Origin of the sequence: Luteimonas sp. TWI382 (genome assembly GCF_039674545.1) — a bacterium.
Taxonomy (GTDB): domain Bacteria; phylum Pseudomonadota; class Gammaproteobacteria; order Xanthomonadales; family Xanthomonadaceae; genus Luteimonas.
Genome location: NZ_JBDJNS010000014.1, coordinates 40,891 through 57,928, shown reverse-complemented (window position 1 = coordinate 57,928; position 17,038 = coordinate 40,891). Strand labels below are relative to the sequence as shown.

Here is a 17,038-nt window from a genome sequence, read left to right as displayed (position 1 = left end):
CGTTTCCGCCGCCGTGCCGCTTCCCGACGTTCCGATGCCCAACTCCCGTGCTTCCGCCACCGCCCCGCCGTTGCCCGGTGCCGGCCATCCCCGCGCCTGGTGGCGCGCGCCCGCCAGCCGCAGTGCGCTGGCCTGGGCGGTACTGCAAGCCGCCCGCGTACACGCCGGGCCGCTGCTGCTGATCGCGCGCGACAACCACGGCGCCCATCAGCTCGAACACGACCTGCGCACGCTCGGCGGCGACGACCCGGCGTTGCCGGTGGTGCCATTCCCGGACTGGGAGACGCTGCCCTTCGACCGCTTCAGCCCGCATCCGGACATCGTCTCCCAGCGCCTGGCCGCACTGCACCGCCTGCCTGGGCTGACACGGGGCATCGTCGTGGTGCCGGTACAGACGCTGATGCAGCGGCTGGCGCCGGTCAAGCACATCGCTGGAAGCAGCTTCGACCTCGCCGTCGGCCAGACCCTCGATCTCGACGCCGAAAAACGTCGCCTGGAAAGCGCCGGCTACGCCCATGTCCCCCAGGTCCACGACCCGGGCGTCTTCGCCGTGCGCGGCGGGCTGCTCGACGTGTTCCCGATGGGCGCCAGCCAGCCGTACCGGGTCGAGCTGTTCGACGACGCGATCGAGACGATCCGCGCCTTCGACCCCGAGTCGCAGCGGTCGCTGGAGAAGATCGACGCCCTACGCATGCTGCCCGGCCGCGAGGTGCCGCTGGACGAAGCGTCGCTGGCACGCGCGATGGACGCGCTGCGCGAGCGCTTCGACATCGACACCCGGCGCAGCGGGCTGTACCAGGATCTCAAGGCCGGTGCGGCACCGGCGGGCATCGAGTACTACCTGCCGCTGTTCTTCGACGCGCCCCGGCGCGCCCTGGCCGAACGCGGCGCCCCCGCGCCGAGCACGGCCACGCTGTTCGACTATCTGCCTGCGGGGACGCTGCCGGTGCTCGATGTGGGGGTGTCCGCGGCCAGCGACCAGTTCCAGGCGCAGATCGACCATCGCTACGACCAGTTGCGCCACGACATCGAGCGTCCGCTGCTGCCGCCGGCCGAACTGTGGCTGGCGCCCGACGCGCTGCGCGAACGCCTCAACCAGGGCACCCGGATCGAGCTGTGCGACGCCACGCACCCGCGCCGCGACCAGGCCGCCGCGCTCGGCGAGCAGCCGGCCCCCGAGCTGCCGCTGGCCGCCCGCGACCAGGCCCCGGCCCAGGCGCTCAAGACCTTCCTGGGCCATTACCCCGGGCGTGTGCTGATCGCGGCCGATTCGGCCGGCCGCCGCGAAGCGCTGCTGGAGGTGCTGCAGGCCGCCGAACTGCGCCCGACGGTGCTGGCGGACTTCGATGCGTTCGTCGACGACGCTGCGCGCTTCGCGATCGCAGTGGCGCCGCTCGACGACGGCTTCGCGCTCGATGCCCCGCAGATGACGGTGCTCACCGAACGCCAGTTGTTCCCCGAGCGCGCCGCGCAACCGCGCAGTCGACGCCGGGCCGGGCGCGATCCCGAGACCATCATCCGCGATCTGGGCGAGCTCAGCGAGGGCGCGCCGATCGTGCACGAGGACCACGGCGTCGGGCGCTACCGCGGCCTGGTCGTACTCGAAGCCGGCGGCCAGCCGGGCGAGTACCTGGACATCGAGTACGCCAAGGGCGACCGGCTGTACGTGCCGGTGTCGCAGCTGCACCTGGTCAACCGCTATTCGGGCGCATCGCCGGAGACCGCGCCGCTGCATTCGCTCGGCGGCGAGGCCTGGACCCGCGCCAAGAAGAAGGCCGCCGACAAGGTCCGCGATGTCGCCGCCGAGCTGCTGGAGATCCAGGCCAAGCGCCAGGCGCGGGCCGGACTGGCGCTGGAGGTCGACCGGTCGATGTACGAGCCGTTCGCCGCCGCGTTCCCGTTCGAGGAAACGCCCGACCAGCACGCCGCGATCGAGGCGATGATCCGCGACCTGGGCAGCAGCCAGCCGATGGACCGCGTGGTCTGCGGCGACGTCGGCTTCGGCAAGACCGAGGTCGCCGTGCGCGCGGCCTTCGTCGCCGCGGCCGCCGGCAAGCAGGTCGCAGTGCTGGTGCCGACCACGCTGCTGGCCGAGCAGCACTACCGCACGATGGCCGACCGCTTCGCCGACTGGCCGCTGCGCGTGGAGGTGCTTTCGCGCTTCAAGAGCACCAAGGAGATCAAGGCCGAGCTCGAGAAGCTCGCCCGCGGCGAGATCGACGTCATCGTCGGCACCCATCGCCTGCTGCAGCCGGACGTGAAGTTCAAGGACCTGGGGCTGGTCATCGTCGATGAGGAGCAGCGCTTCGGCGTGCGCCAGAAGGAGGCGCTCAAGGCGCTGCGCGCCAATGTGCACCTGCTGACCCTCACCGCGACCCCGATCCCGCGCACGCTCAACATGGCGATGGCCGGCCTGCGCGACCTGTCGATCATCGCCACGCCGCCTGCGCACCGGCTGGCGGTGCAGACCTTCGTCGTGCCCTGGGACGATGCCCAGTTGCGCGAGGCGTTCCAGCGCGAGCTCAGCCGCGGCGGGCAGGTCTACTTCCTGCACAACGATGTCGAGAGCATCGGCCGCATGCAGCGCCAGTTGCAGGAGCTGGTGCCCGACGCGCGCATCGGCATCGCCCACGGCCAGATGCCCGAGCGCGAACTGGAGCGGGTCATGCTCGATTTCCACAAGCAGCGCTTCAACGTGCTGCTGTGCTCGACGATCATCGAGTCGGGCATCGACATCCCCAACGCCAACACGATCATCATCAACCGCGCCGACAAGTTCGGCCTGGCCCAGCTGCACCAGCTGCGCGGCCGTGTCGGCCGCTCGCATCACCGCGCCTACGCCTACCTGGTCACGCCCGACCTGCGCAGCATCACCAGCGACGCGCGCAAGCGTCTGGAGGCGATCGCCTCGATGGACGAACTCGGCGCCGGCTTCACGCTGTCCACTCACGACCTGGAGATCCGCGGCGCCGGCGAACTGCTGGGCGAAGGCCAGAGCGGACAGATGGCCGAGGTCGGCTTCAGCCTATACACCGAACTGCTCGAACGGGCGGTGCGCAGCATCAAGCAGGGCAAGCTGCCCGACGTCGACGAAGCCGATGCGCGTGGCGCAGAGGTCGAACTGCACGTCCCGGCGCTGATTCCCGAAGACTACCTGCCCGACGTGCACACCCGCCTGATGCTCTACAAGCGTATCAGCGGCGCGCGCGACGCCGAGCGGCTGCGCGAGCTGCAGGTGGAGATGATCGACCGTTTCGGTCTGCTCCCCGACGCCGCCAAGCACCTGTTCCAGGTCGCCGATCTCAAGCTGCAGGCCACCGCGCTGGGGATCCGCAAGCTCGACCTGGGCGAGGGCGGCGGACGCGTGCAGTTCGTCGACAAGCCCAAGGTCGACCCGCTGGCGGTGATCGGACTGGTGCAGGGGCAGCCGCAGCGCTACCGTATGGACGGGCCGGACAAGCTGCGCGTCATGCTCGACCTGCCCGATGCCGAGTCGCGGATCAAGACCGCGCGCGGCCTGCTGATCGCCCTCGCCCCGTCCTCGTCATCGCCCGTCCGCTGATGCCCTCCACCGCCATGCATGTCGACCGCGCGCCCGACGACCTCGTCGCCTCGCTGCATGTGCTGACGGTGGCATTGCACGAGCGCGACACCTACACCCATGGCCACTGCGACCGCGTCGGGCGACTGACCAGCGCCCTGGCCCGCCGCCTCGGTCTGTCGCACGCGCGCCGGCATGCGCTGGTGCTGGCCGCGCGGTTCCATGACATTGGCAAGATCGGCATTCCCGACGACGTGCTGCTGCACCCGCATCGGCTGGACCCGGAGCGACTGGCGATCATGCGCACCCATTCGGCACGCGGCGCGCGGGTGTTCGTCGCGACCGGTCGCCAGGACGCCCACGAGGTCGCGCGGATCATCCGCCACCACCACGAGGCGGTCGACGGCAGCGGCTATCCCGATGGGCTGATCGGTGAAGCGATCCCGCTCGAGGCGCGCATGCTGGCAGTCGTCGACAGCTACGACGCGATGACCAGCGACCGCCCCTACCGCCCCGCCCTGGGCGTCGACCAGACGCTGGCGCGGCTCCGGGCCGATGCCGCCCGCAGGCTCGACCCCGATCTGGTGGACGCCTTCATCGGCGTCCTGCACACCAGCCCGCGCTGACGCTCAGCGCGGCGCTTCCGCCCCGCCGACGCTGCCCAGGATCGTGCCGGCCAGACGCGCGTAGTCGCCGTCGAAATGGTGGCCGCCGGGCAAGGTCCGGACCGTGACATGGCCGGGCGGCAAGGCCGCACACGTGGCGTCATGGTCGCCCTCGCCCTCGATGCACAGCACGTGGTCGGCCGACAGGCGTCGCACTTCTGGCGCGATCTCCAGCGCATCGGGATCCTCCGCCGACAGCCAGTTGCCGACATGGAACTCGAACGAGGCACGCCGGCCCAGCCCGATCAACACCGTGTGCGCGACCGTCGCGCGGGTCGCCGCCGGCAGCCGGTTGACCGCGAAGGGCAGCACGTCGGCACCCTGCGAGTAGCCGATCAGCAACACGCGCGTCCGTCCCCAGCGCGCGGCGTAGCGCCGGATGACGCGATCGATGTCGCGCGCCAGACCATCGGGCGTGCGCGCCGACCAGAAGTAGCGCAGCGAATCGAAGCCAACGACGGCGATGCCGCGCGCCGCCAGCGCATCGGCAACCTCGGTGTCGAGGCCGGCCCAGCCGCCGTCGCCGCTGAGCAGGATCGCAAACATTGGCTGCGCCGGCCCGTGCGCGGGCACCTCGACCAAGGGCAGATCGCGCACATCCGCAGGCGGCGCGGCCGGCTGCGCGCGGGCCGACAGGCGCGCCAGGCGCTGGACTGCGGCACGCAACGGCGCTGGCGCATCGCCGTGCGCGCGCACCGCCGCGCCATCGATGCCGCGCGCGAAGCGCTGGAGTTCGGAAAGCTCGGCTGCGCTTCCCAGTGCCAGCCAGGGCATGGCGAGTGCGCGCACCGGCTGCAGCGCCACCGTGTCGGGCTGAGGCGTACGGGCGGCAAACAGCGTGCCCGCGCCGCGACACGGTGGTTTGCCCAACGCCAGCGGCGGCAATGCGCCGCGCGTGACCGCACCGGCGAACACGCCCGGCTGGGCCTGCGCGGCCATCGCGTAGACGATCGCCGCCCCCGCGCCCTGCCCCACCAGCACCGGCGGCCGGTAGTCCGGCAATCGCGCATAGCCCTGCAGCCAGTGCGAGAGATTCTCCAGATCGCCATCCGGGAACGCGCAGGCCCCGCCGTCGCGCGCCAGCGCCGCCTGCAGCCGTGGCACGTCGATCTCGGCGACCAGGGCACCGTCGGCCGCCAGCGCCTGCGCGATAGCGCGACCCTCGCCCTGGTCGAGCAACAACACGGTATGCGTCGCCTGCCCGGCCGGCCGTGTCAGTACGACCTCCTCGAAGAATCCGTGCCGCAGCCGTTCCTGCGCACCCGCCGGCCCGGCCAGCAGCAAGACCGCCACCACGCCCCACCTCACGACATGCTTCATTTCGACAGGACTCCTCGGTAACCGCCCGCAATCAATGCCGCGGCATCGGCCAGCACCAACAGCGGCGCGATACCGCCGGGCGAGGCGAGATAGCGCGCACTCCACTGCGGGTCGAACTTGTCCTTGAACGCGCGCAGCCCGCGGAAGTTGTAGAACTGCTCGCCGCGCGCGAACAGCAGCCGCCCCATGCGGTGCCACTGTGGCGCCAGCGCATGGGTCGCCATGCCCGACAACGGCGCCATGCCCAGCCCGAAGCGCTGGTAGCCGTCTGCGGCTAACTGCTGCAGCAGGCGCGCAAACAGGAAATCCATCGTGCCGGGCGGCGCATCGGGCAGGTGCCGCATCAGGTCGATGCTCGCCTCCGACGCTTCGCCCGCCGGGTTGCCAGCGACGAGCAGGCTGGCGAACGCGATGATCCGCGTCTCGTCACGCACCACCGCGACTGGATTGCAGGCCAGGTATGCAGGGTCGAAGGCGCCGATCGAGAACCGCTTTTCGGCCGTCCGATGCTGGGCGAGCCAAGCCTCGGACACCGGCCGCAAGGCCGGCAACAACGCCGGCACGGCCGGCGTGTCGACGATCTCGAACCGCAGGCCGGCACGCTCGGCCCGGTTGACCGCGGTGCGCAGGCTGCCCCGCCGCCTGCCCTGCAGCGAGAATCCAGGCAGCGGCACGCTCGCATACTCGCCGAGCTTGAACAGTCGCAGGCCGGCATCGAGGTACAGCGGCAACGCCTGCGGACCGACCTGATAGAAGCACCCGCGCGCGCCCGCATCGCGCGCGCGCTCCAGGAACGTCCAGACCAGGTCCGGCCAGGCCGCGTACGGGCCGACCGGATCGAACAGTGCGATCCACGACCGCCCCTGGCGTCCGTACATCAGGAAGGCATCGCCTGATGCCGAGAACAGCAGATGCTTGTCACCGGTCAGCACCAGCCCCGCGTCGGCGCTGTCGTGCGCGCGCACGATCGCCTGGGCCTGCGCCAGTTGCGCAGCATCGGGCAACGGCGGCGGCGGCACGGCCGGACGCACCAGTTGCCGGAGCGCGAGCGCCAGGGCGACCACTGCCATCGCCACCAAGGCCCGCAACGAGCGCGGCGCCTCGCCCGACAACGCGAACTGCCACCACAACTGGTGGGCGTAGGCGACATCGCGGTAGGCGAAGAACAGCAGGCCGACCAACGCCACACAGATCACCCCCATCGCCAGCAGCCAGCCACCGGTGAACGGGACTGCCAGCAACGACGCGCGGCGCGTGAACTGGCGCCTGGAGGCGAGCAGCGCCAGCAACAGCGCCGCCAGCACCGTCGCTTCGGTCACGGCCACGCCCTTGGGCAGCGCGAACGCCAGCGCCAGCGTCACCAGCACGACGGCCGCCCACCAGGCAGCATCGAGCCGACGCAGCAGCGCGCGTGCGACGAACAACAGCAACACACCGATGACCGAACTGAGGAAATGCGCCGCCTCCACCAGCGGCAGCGGGACCAGCGCGAGCATCCGCAGCGCGCGGCCGGTGGCCGGGGTCACCCCGGAGACCAGCAACATCACCGCCGCCACCAGGGTCGCGCCCGCCAGCACGCGCGGCGCCAGCCCGGCCAGGAACCGGCGGGCCGGCGACGCCAGGCGCCCGGTCTCGTGCAGCACCAGTACGCCCAGCGCGATCAGCAGCGGCAGCACGTAGTAGACCAGGCGGTAGAGCACCAGCGCTCCGGCCAGCGTGCCCGCCGGCACGCGATCGGCGAGCGCGACCAGCATCACCGCCTCGAACACGCCCAGCCCGCCGGGCACATGGCTGATCACCCCCACCACCACCGCCGCGGCATAGAACCCGAGGAACGTCGCGAAGCCGACCCCGCCTTCGGGCAACAGCAACCACAGCACCGCGGCGGCCGCTGTGATGTCGACCACCGACAGCGCGAGCTGGGTCCAGGCCAGGCCGGGCGTCGGCAGGCGGAGACGACCCACGCGTCCGCGGATCTGGCATACCACGAGCAGCGCCAGCACCGCGGCCACCGCCAGCGCACCCAGCCAAGCCACGACTCCGGCCGGCAAGTGGAGCATTGGCGCGAGCGCCGCGGCATCCCACCACAGCCCGGCGCCGCCGACGGCGCAGGCCCCGAGCCCGAACGCCGATGCGTTGAAGACGATCGCGCGCGACACCTCGCCCGGCTCGACGCCCGCAGCCCCATAGAGGCGCATGCGCACCGCGCCGCCGGTGAACACGCCCAGGCCGATCGTGTTGCTCAGCGCGTAGGCGACGAACGCGGTCTTGGCGACCGTCCGCACCGGCACGCGCGCGCCGACATAGCGCAGCGCACTCGCGTCGTAGCCGACCAGCGCAGCGAAGCTGATCGCGGTGGCCAGGATCGCCAGCGCGATCCGCAGGCCCGGCGTGGCCTCGATCGCAGCGACGATCTCGTCGTAGCGCAGCTCGTGCCAGAAGCCATGGACGGCGACCGCGAGCAGGGTGCCGATCGCCAGCACACCGGCGATGAGCCCGATGCGGCGCAGCGCCTCGGCGTGCGCGATCGACCACGCGCTGAGCGTCTGCAGCCAACGTCGCATCGACCCTGCCATGCCCACCTCGCGCGTGCGCCCCACGGCAATCGCAGGGCACGAAGGCCGCGGAGCATACACCGGCGTCTGTCTGGGACATGCGCACACGCAGCGCCGGTCAATGCGTCCCGTTCAGGCGTCCCGCGCCCCCCGAAAACGGCGGGAAAGACGGCCTACACCCGCGAGTACGACCAGGACTGCATGCAACCGTTCAGATACGGCATCACGCCGTGGAAGGCGCGCGGATCGTCGTCGAACACCAGCGGCAGGAACTGGCGGTCGCCTTCCCACAGCGGCAGGTCGAGCACGCGATCGGCCTCGACCCATTCCAGCGTGCCTTCCGGGTTGGACGTCAGCGGCGCGCCATGCCAGGCGTCGACCACGAACACGAAGCCCAGCCAGTCCTCGCCGTTGCGACCGAAGCCCGGCCAGCTGATGGTGCCGCGCAGGCGCAAGCTGTCGCACTCGATGCCCGCCTCTTCGCGGATTTCCCGGCGCATGCCGGCAACCACGTCCTCGTCGCGCTCGATCTTGCCACCCAGGCCGTTGTACTTGCCCAGGTGCTGGTCGCCGGGCCGCGCATTGCGGTGGATCATCAGCACCCGCCGGCGATCGGGGGACAGCACGTAACCGAGCGTAGCGACGATCGGGGTGTAAGGCATCGGAACGGGCCTGCGGCGGGAAGCCGGGCATTGTAGCGAGCCCCGCCGCGGCGAGCCTGCCGTGCAGACGCTCAGTCCGGCGCGGCAGGCAGCAATAGCCGCGCCACCAACGCCTCGTACAGCGACGGCAGCGCCTGGAGATCGGCGACGCGGACGTGCTCGTCGACCTGATGGATGCTGGCGTTGACCGGACCGATCTCGATGCACTGCGCGCCCAGCGGCGCGATGAACCGGGCATCGGAGGTGCCGCCGCCCGTGCTTTCCTCGGGGGCCGTGCCGGCGAAGGCCGTCAGTACCTCGCGCGCAGCCGCGCGCAGCGGCCCCTCCGGCGTGTGGAACGGCTCGCCGCTGCGGTGCCAGTCGAGCGTGTACTCCAGCCCATGACGGTCCAGCAGCGCGGCAGTTTCGGCTTCCAGGCCAAGCGCGTCCCAGTGCGGGTTATAGCGCAGGTTGAACTGCACCGTCGCGCTGCCGGGAATGACGTTCGTCGCGCCTGTCCCGGCGGCGATGTTGCTGACCTGCAGGCTGGTCGGCGGAAAGGAGTCGAAGCCATCGTCCCAGTGCCGGCCGACGAGTTCGGCCAGCGCCGGCGCCAGCAGGTGGATCGGGTTGCGCGCCTTGTCCGGATAGGCCACGTGGCCCTGCACCCCGTGCACGGTCAGCGTTGCGGACAGACTGCCGCGCCGGCCCACGCGCAGCAGGTCGCCCAGACGCTGCGTCGACGAGGGCTCGCCGGTGATGCACCAGTCGATGCGCGTGCCGCGCTCGGCGAACGTGCGGGCGACTCGGCGCACACCGTCGATCGCAGCGCCTTCCTCGTCGGAGGTCAGCAGCAACGCCAAGGTGCCGGGATGGTCGGGGTGCGCGGCGACGAAGCGCTCGGCGGCGATCACGAAGGCGGCGACGCTGCCCTTCATGTCGGCCGCCCCGCGTCCGTACAGCATGCCGTCGCGCACATCGGGCACGAACGGATCGCAATGCCAGGCCTCGGCCGGCCCGCTCGGCACCACGTCGGTATGGCCAAGCAGCGCCAGGACCGGGCCGCCGCTCCCGTGCGTGGCCCAGAGATTGTCGACCTCGCCAAAGCGCAGCGACTCGATCGCGAAACCTGCCTGGGCGAGGCGCCCGGCGAGCAGCGCCTGACAGCCGGCGTCATCGGGTGTGACCGAGCGGCGCGCGATCAGGTCGCAGGTGAGATCGAGGACGTCGGACATGGCAGCTCTCTTGGGACTGGTGTCGGCGGCGCGCAGGCGCGCCCCAGGCGCGTGACCCGGCACGATGGCATCACGCGCCTGCCGGGAGACGTTGCGCCGGCGCTTGTTAGTCGATGCCGAAGCGCTTCTTGAAGCCGTTGTCGCTGAAGCCCTGAGTGACCGTGCCGTCGTCGGTGACCACGACCGGACGCCGAATCAACTGCGGGTACTCGCGCAGCAGCAGCTTCCATTCCGCGTCGCTGGCCGCGCCCTTGCGGTTGTCGGGCAACTGCCGCCACGTGGTCGAGGCCTTGTTGACCATCGCCTCGAAACCACCCAGTTGCCCGGCCCATGCGACCAGCGTCTCGGGCGTCGGCTTGTCGTCGCGGTAGTCGACGAAGGTGTGTGCGATGCCGAAGCGATCGAGCCATTTGCGCGCCTTCTTGCAGGTGTCGCAGTTCTTCAGGCCGAAAACGGTATGCATAGCCATCCGCTAAGCGAAAACAGACGCGCAGAATGTCACAACAGACGTTCGGACACGACCCGGAACGGGACTTTCGGCAGGCTGAAGGCCAAGCCTTCGTCGAGCTTCACTCCCATCGACTCCAGACGCGGACAATGCAGTGGCCCGTCCAGCCGCAGCGGCCGCAGCGCAGCCAGGTCCACCGGCAGGTCGATGCGCGTGCATGCCCAGCGCCGATCGACGGTGCGGGCGATGGCTTGATCCTGGCACGTCAACCAACGCAGCAGCGCCTGCCGATCGCCGAACGCCGCAGTCCACGCCTTGTCATGCCAATCCTCGCTCGCCCGCCACTGCAGCCCCAGCGCCGGCGCACTGCCCTGCCCGCCATCGATACGGGTATGCCCGCTGCCGTTGGCCCGCAGTGCATGCGCAAAGTGGGCGGACAGATGCGGCTGCATGGCATCGCTGCATGCGCGCGCGCCGACGACGAACAGCAACTGGTCCATCACATTGCGGTCGAACAGCACCACGGGCGTGCCGTCGGGGCGATCATCGCGGCGCAGGTACCAGCGCCAGTTGCTCTGATGAGGCGATGGCATCAGCGCACGCACAGGCCCCGCTCGCTGTGGCCCCAGATGCCCATGGCGATAGCTGAGGATGGTGTAAGGGGTACAGCCGGCATGGACGACATAGTGATAGCCCGCAGGTGCGGGGGGCGCATGACGCACGTCCACCCACCAGCTGACATAGACCACATCGCGCACGTCGCTGACCAGCGCGGGCATGCGCCAGCGCCGGAACAGCGCACGACGCGCCCGCGTCCAGCGGGGCGCATGCAGCAGTGACGGCAGCATCCGCCCCAATACGGTGGCGCGAGGATGGCGGTAGGCTGCGGCCTCCGCGAGATCCGCCTCCGCGGTCACTGTCAGTCGGCCAAGCCGCGCAGCAGGTCGTTGACCGAGGTCTTGCTGCGGGTCTTCTCGTCGACCTGCTTGACGATGACCGCGCAATACAGCGAATGCGAGCCGTCCTTGGCCGGCAACTGGCCCGAGACCACGACACTGCCCGGCGGCACGTAACCGTAGGAGATCTCGCCGGTCGCGCGATCGTAGATGCGCGTCGACTGACCAAGGAACACGCCCATGCCGATGACGCTGTGGTGGCCGACCACGACGCCCTCGACGACTTCCGAGCGCGCGCCGATGAAGCAGTGATCCTCGATGATCGTCGGACTGGCCTGCAGCGGCTCGAGCACGCCGCCGATGCCGGCGCCGCCCGACAGATGCACGTGCTTGCCGATCTGCGCGCACGAGCCCACCGTGGCCCAGGTGTCGACCATCGTGCCCTCGCCCACGTAGGCGCCGATGTTGACGAAGCTCGGCATCAACACCACGTCGCGGCCGAAGTAGGTGCCGCGGCGCACTGCGGCGCCGGGCACCACGCGCACGCCGGCGGCCTTGAACCGGGCCTCGTCGTAGCCGGCAAAGCGCGCCTCGACCTTGTCCCAGAACGGCGCCGGCTGGGCGTCGACGACGGCCATGTCGTTGCTGCGGAAGTACAGCAGCACCGCCTTCTTGAGCCACTCGTTGACCTGCCAGCCGCCGTTGCCATCCGGTTCGGCGACGCGCAGCTCGCCCGATTCCAGGCCGGCCATCGCCTGCTCGACCGCCGGTTTGACCTCATCCCCGATCTCTTGGGCGGTGAGTTCGGCGCGACGCGCGAACGCGTCCTCGATCAACGTCTGCAGCGCTTGGGTCATGGCAGGTCTTCGTGGGGAAAAACGGGGCGCTATCGTGCCATGTCGCCGTCGATCGAAGCGAGCAACGCGGCCCGCAGCCGCGCCTGCGCTGCCTCGTCGAGCGGCTGGCCATCGCTGCCGACGAGCCGGAACACGTCCTCGACGCGTTCGCCGAACGTCGCCACGCGTGCGTCGTGCACGCGCACGTCCTGCTGGCGCAGCACGTGGGCGACATCGGCCAGCAGCCCCGGCCGATCGGTGCACACCAGGCTGAAGACCGTGTGCCGGCCGTCGGCGCCGGGGTTGAACTCGATCCGCGGCGGCACGCGGAAATGCCGCAGGTGGCGCGGCTGGGCCCGGCGCGCCGGGCGCAGGTCGAGCGCGCCGCCGAGCACGGTGGCGAGCTTGCGCTCGATCGTGGCCAGTTCCAGCGGATGGCGCATGTCCATCGGCAGCACCTGGAAGACGTCGAAGATCGTGCCGCCCGGACCGTCGAGCGCGCGCGCCTGCTGGATCGCCAGGCCCAGGCGGTCGAGCGTGATCACGATCGCCGAGAACAGACCGTCGCGGTCAGGCGAATGCACGAAGACCTCCAGCGCCTGCGCCCCGGCCGCGAGCCGCCGCACCCGCACCACCAGTCCGCCCTGCGCACTGTCGCGCAGCGCCAGCGCCTGCCACACCACCTGGTCGGCGCGTCCGCGCAGGAAGCTCTCCTGCGGGATCCGCGCGAACAAGGCGTCAGCCTGGGCATCGTCGATGCCGTGGGCCGACAGCAGGCCGCGGGCGCGGTCACGCGCCTCGGCGATGCGCTCGATCGCCGCCACCGGGTGCTCGAGCCCCCGGCGCAACGCCAGCCGCGTGGCAATGCGCAGGTCGGTCAGCAGCCGGTCCTTCCAGGCATTCCACAGCTTGGGCGACGTGCCGGCGATGTCCGCGCAGGTCAGCAGGTACAGGTAATCCAGCCGTTCGCGGTCGGCGACCTCGGCGGCGAACTTGTGGATCACCGCCGGGTCGGAGATATCAAGCTTCTGCGCACTGGTGGACATCAACAGGTGACGCCGCACCAGCCATTCCACCAGCGCGGTGTCGGTCTCGCCCAGGCCGTGGCCCTCGCAGAACGCGCGGGCATCGACCGCGCCCAGTTCCGAATGGTCGCCACCACGTCCCTTGCCGATGTCGTGGAACAGCCCGGCCAGCAGCAGCAATTCGGGCTTGCGCAGTTGCGGCCACACTTCGTGCGCGGTGGAAAAGCGCTCGTCCGGCGCCTCGGACGCGAAGCTGGCGATGTTGCGCAGCACCGCCAGCGTGTGCTGGTCGACGGTGTAGGCATGGAACAGGTCGAACTGCATCCGCCCGGTGACGTTGGCGAACTCGGGGATCCACACGCCGAGCACGCCGAGCCTGGCCATCCGCTCGAGCGTGCGCACCGGTGTGGGCCCACGCAACAGCGCCATGAACTGCTCGCGCAGCGCCGGCGAGGCACTGCGCCAGGACGGCAGCGCGTGCAGCGATTCGGCCAGCGCGCGCGCGGTCTGCGAGTGCAGGCCGCGCAGCTCCTGGCGGTCGGCCCAGATCGCGAACAGGTCGAACACCCGCGCGATGTCGCCGCCCGGCCAGACATCGTCGCGCGCCACCAGATAGCCGCGCTGCACGCCGAACTCGGCATCGAGCGGCCGCAGCGCGCCTTCGCCCTCGATCTGCTCCTCGAAGCGCTGCAGCAGGCGTTCGCTGATCCGCTGCACCACCGAGGCGCTGCGGTAGAACTCCTGCATCATCTTCTCGACCAGCGGGTTGTCGGCCTGCTCGACATGGTGCAGTCGCGCGGCCAGCGCCTTTTGGTAATCGAAGCGCAGCCGTTCCTCGGCCTTGCCGGCGACCAGGTGCAGCCCGAAACGCAGCCTGGAGAGCGTGCGCCGCTCGCGTTCGAGCGTGGCGTGCTCGTCGACCCCGAGCTGGCCGAGGGCGATCAGCTCTTCCAGTCCGTAGATGCCGAGCACGCGCCGCGCCATCCAGCGCAGGTTGTGCACATCGCGCAGGCCGCCCGGACCGTCCTTGATGTTGGGCTCGAGGTTGTCGGCGGTGTCGCCAAAGCGCGCGTGGCGGACTTCGAGCTCCCGCCGCTTGGCATGAAAGAACGCGGCCGCCGGCCAGACCTTGGGATCGGCGATCGCGTCGATCAGCGCGCGCACCTCGCCGATGTTGGCCAGCAGCGGGCGCGCCTCCAGCAGCGCGGTCAGTACGGTCGCGTCGGCGGCCGCCTCGGTGCACTCCTCGAAGCTGCGCACCGCATGGCCGACCGGCAGCCCCAGGTCCCACAGCAGCGCCAGCATCCGGCTCAGCGCCTGCGCATGCGCGGCCTGCACCTGCGGCTCGCCGACGATCAGCAGGTCGATGTCCGAATGCGGGAACAGTTCGCCGCGGCCGTACCCCCCGACCGCGAACAGCGCCAACACCGCCTCGCCCGGAATGCAGCGCGCCCAAGCCTTGCGGACCCAACCGTCGACGGCGTTGGCGCGCGCGGCCAGCAGCCGATCGATGTGCTGGCCGGCGTCGAAGCCCTGGATCAGCCGCGCGTCGTGCGCGGCGAGCGCGTCGCGCGCCTCCGCCACCCAAGCCGCGTCGCCGTCGTCGGCGGCAGGTGCGGTGGCGGCGGTGCGCTCGCCCACGTCAGAGGAACGCGTCGTTGTCGTCGCCCGGAATCCGGGTCAACACGTCGACACCGTCGGCGGTGACGGCGACCGTGTGCTCCCATTGCGCCGAGAGCTTGCGGTCCTTGGTGACCACCGTCCAACCGTCGGGCAGCACCTTGGTGAAGCGCGTGCCCTCGTTGATCATCGGCTCGATCGTGAAGGTCATGCCTTCCTTGAGCACGACACCGGTGCCCGGCGTGCCGTAGTGCAGCACCTGCGGCTCGTCGTGATAGACCTTGCCGATGCCGTGTCCGCAATACTCGCGCACGACGCTGAAACGCTCGCTTTCGGCGTACTTCTGGATCGCATGGCCGACATCGCCGAGCGTGGCGCCCGGCCGCACTGCGCGGATGCCGCGCCACATCGCCTCGCGGGTCACCTCGACCAGCCGCTTGGCCATCACCGACGGCGTGCCGACGACGTACATGCGGCTGGTGTCGCCGTGCCAGCCGTCCTTGATGACGGTCACGTCGATATTGATGATGTCGCCGTCCTTGAGCACCTTCGCATCGCTCGGAATGCCGTGGCAGATGACATTGTTGGCCGAGATGCAGGTGGTCTTGGGATAGCCCTTGTAGCCGACGTTGGCCGGGATCGCGCCCTGCACATTGACGATGTGCTCGTAGCAGATGCGGTCCAGTTCGTCGGTGGTCACCCCGGGTTTGACGTGCGGGGCGACGACCTGCAGGACTTCGGCGGCCAGGCGGCCGGCCACGCGCATCTTCTCGATCTCGTCGGGCGTCTTGGTCTGAATGCTCATCGGGTCATTATCGCAGATCGCCTGCGTCTTGCCGCGCGGCCGGGGCCGAACGCAGTCCGTGCGCCGGCCGCGCGACGCCGCTTGCGACGACTCACAGGACCTTCACCGCACGCCGCAGCACTATCGCCAGGCACAGGACGACTGCCTATTTTGCTAAACACGCAGTGACGACGAGCGGGCCGCATCAGCGCAGCCTGCCGCCGCGGACAGGAGACCGCCATGCCGCCGGACATCGCCGCCCCGACCCGCGACCCGCATCGAGACACTGCGCCCAGCCCCCCGCAAGCGGGCCAAGTTCGTTGCTTGCCCGCATGCCCTTCCGATCCAACACGACGGAGATGTTCCATGCGCTTGATGCCATTGACCGCCGCCGCCCTGCTCGGGCTGGTCGGTGCGACCGCCCACGCCGAGATCACCGGACAGATCGACGCCACCATGACCCTGCAGGCCGGCTGCATCATCAACGGCGTCGATACCGCCGACGGGGGCAGCGTCGGCACCCTGGGCACGCTCGATTTCGGCACCGAGACCACCGTGTTCGATCAGGCCGACGCCGAAGTGCAGAACGCGGGCAGCGCCATCACCATCCGATGCTCGGAAGGCGTGTCTCCCAGCATCAGCTTCGATGGCGGGCTCAATCCCGGCGCGGCGCCCGATGGCGGCGGAAGCCGCGCGCTGGCGCTACAGAGCGGCGCGGATACGCGTTTCATCAGCTACGAGCTGTACTCCGACGCCGGCAGGTCGACAGTGATCGCCAATGGCGACGCGCTGACGCTGCCCGCCGACGGCAGCGCGCAGACGGTCAACGTCTACGGGCGTGCGTTCGGCGGCGCCGCGCTGTTGCCGGGGACCTACTCCGATGTCATCGGCGTCGTGATCACGCTCTGATCAGCCGTGGCTCGCGCCCGTCCGCGCCGGCCTGGCGCACCTCCGCTCGGCGGCCTGCTCGCAAGCTTGCTGGCGACGCTGCCTGGCGCGCTGCAGGCCGACACCCAGACCACGTTTCCGGTCTCGGCCACGGTGATTCCGGGCTGTGCGATCGACGGCCTGGGGAGCAGCGGCGCTGCAGGCGTGATGGCGACGCTCGACTTCGGCACCGATAGCGCGTTGTCGAACGCCGTGCACACTGCCGATGCCGGTGCGGCGCAGGTGGTCACGCTGCGCTGCACGGCGGGCGTGGTGATGCGCATGCGCATCGATGGCGGTGCGCATGCGGCCGGCGGGGTCAGGCAACTGCGCCACGCCGCGGTCGATCGCAGGATCCCGTACCGGCTCTACCGCGATGCGGCCTTGACCCAGGAGATCGCGATCGATCAGGCGCAGTCGATCACCGTGCCCGGCTCCGCCCCCCTCGGCATCGCGCTGCCGGTCCACGGCCGACTCACGCTGCCCGGCGACGCGCTGCCGGGCGCGTACACCGACACGGTCACCGTCACGCTCGACTGGTGAAG

Annotated in this window: 13 protein-coding genes; 4 read left to right on the top strand and 9 right to left on the bottom strand. The window is 70.4% G+C overall.

Features of this window, described 5'->3' with window-relative positions; translation table 11 throughout:
* The first annotated feature begins 34 nt into the window (after window positions 1-34).
* The gene (mfd, locus tag ABE505_RS10690) at window positions 35-3,562 is read left to right on the top strand and encodes a transcription-repair coupling factor (protein WP_346442197.1); all 3,528 of its coding nucleotides are present in this window, start codon (window positions 35-37) and stop codon (window positions 3,560-3,562) included.
* Window positions 3,563-3,576: 14 nt separating this feature from the next.
* The gene (locus ABE505_RS10685; protein WP_346442198.1) at window positions 3,577-4,167 is read left to right on the top strand and encodes an HD domain-containing phosphohydrolase; all 591 of its coding nucleotides are present in this window, start codon (window positions 3,577-3,579) and stop codon (window positions 4,165-4,167) included.
* A gap of 3 nt (window positions 4,168-4,170) precedes the next feature.
* Here ABE505_RS10685 and ABE505_RS10680 read toward each other — a convergent pair whose 3' ends face one another.
* From ABE505_RS10680 to map, 9 genes are all read right to left on the bottom strand, one after another.
* Entirely contained in the window at window positions 4,171-5,526 is a 1,356-nt protein-coding gene (locus ABE505_RS10680) for an AcvB/VirJ family lysyl-phosphatidylglycerol hydrolase (protein ID WP_346442199.1), read from the bottom strand.
* On the bottom strand, window positions 5,523-8,090 hold the full coding sequence (gene mprF, locus ABE505_RS10675; RefSeq protein WP_346442200.1) for a bifunctional lysylphosphatidylglycerol flippase/synthetase MprF: 2,568 nt from the start codon (window positions 8,088-8,090) through the stop codon (window positions 5,523-5,525). The genes ABE505_RS10680 and mprF overlap by 4 nt, the downstream gene beginning before the upstream one ends.
* Window positions 8,091-8,254: 164 nt before the next feature.
* A complete protein-coding gene (locus ABE505_RS10670) occupies window positions 8,255-8,743 on the bottom strand; it encodes an 8-oxo-dGTP diphosphatase (RefSeq protein WP_346442201.1) in 489 nt (162 codons plus the stop codon).
* A 71-nt stretch (window positions 8,744-8,814) separates the two neighbouring features.
* Window positions 8,815-9,957: a succinyl-diaminopimelate desuccinylase gene (gene dapE, locus ABE505_RS10665; protein ID WP_346442202.1), complete on the bottom strand. Its 1,143-nt coding sequence runs from the start codon at window positions 9,955-9,957 to the stop codon at window positions 8,815-8,817.
* Window positions 9,958-10,063: 106 nt separating this feature from the next.
* Entirely contained in the window at window positions 10,064-10,420 is a 357-nt protein-coding gene (locus ABE505_RS10660; RefSeq protein WP_346442203.1) for an arsenate reductase, read from the bottom strand.
* A 35-nt stretch (window positions 10,421-10,455) separates the two neighbouring features.
* Window positions 10,456-11,322, bottom strand: a complete 867-nt coding sequence (locus tag ABE505_RS10655; RefSeq protein ID WP_346442204.1) for a hypothetical protein — start codon at window positions 11,320-11,322, stop codon at window positions 10,456-10,458.
* Between the two features lie 2 nt (window positions 11,323-11,324).
* Window positions 11,325-12,158 (bottom strand): 2,3,4,5-tetrahydropyridine-2,6-dicarboxylate N-succinyltransferase, encoded by an 834-nt coding sequence (gene dapD / locus ABE505_RS10650; protein ID WP_346442205.1) that lies wholly within the window; start codon window positions 12,156-12,158, stop codon window positions 11,325-11,327.
* A 29-nt stretch (window positions 12,159-12,187) separates the two neighbouring features.
* Window positions 12,188-14,803, bottom strand: a complete 2,616-nt coding sequence (glnD, locus tag ABE505_RS10645; RefSeq protein WP_346442206.1) for a [protein-PII] uridylyltransferase — start codon at window positions 14,801-14,803, stop codon at window positions 12,188-12,190.
* A 1-nt stretch (window position 14,804) separates the two neighbouring features.
* The gene (gene map, locus ABE505_RS10640) at window positions 14,805-15,587 is read right to left on the bottom strand and encodes a type I methionyl aminopeptidase (protein ID WP_346442207.1); all 783 of its coding nucleotides are present in this window, start codon (window positions 15,585-15,587) and stop codon (window positions 14,805-14,807) included.
* 345 nt (window positions 15,588-15,932) lie between these two features.
* Between map and ABE505_RS10635 the strand changes: the two genes are divergently transcribed.
* Together ABE505_RS10635 and ABE505_RS10630 are read left to right on the top strand one after the other, a co-directional pair.
* Window positions 15,933-16,475, top strand: coding sequence for a spore coat U domain-containing protein (locus ABE505_RS10635; protein ID WP_346442208.1), 543 nt, complete (start codon window positions 15,933-15,935; stop codon window positions 16,473-16,475).
* A 6-nt stretch (window positions 16,476-16,481) separates the two neighbouring features.
* Window positions 16,482-17,036, top strand: a complete 555-nt coding sequence (locus tag ABE505_RS10630) for a spore coat U domain-containing protein (RefSeq protein WP_346442209.1) — start codon at window positions 16,482-16,484, stop codon at window positions 17,034-17,036.
* Window positions 17,037-17,038 lie beyond the last annotated feature (2 nt).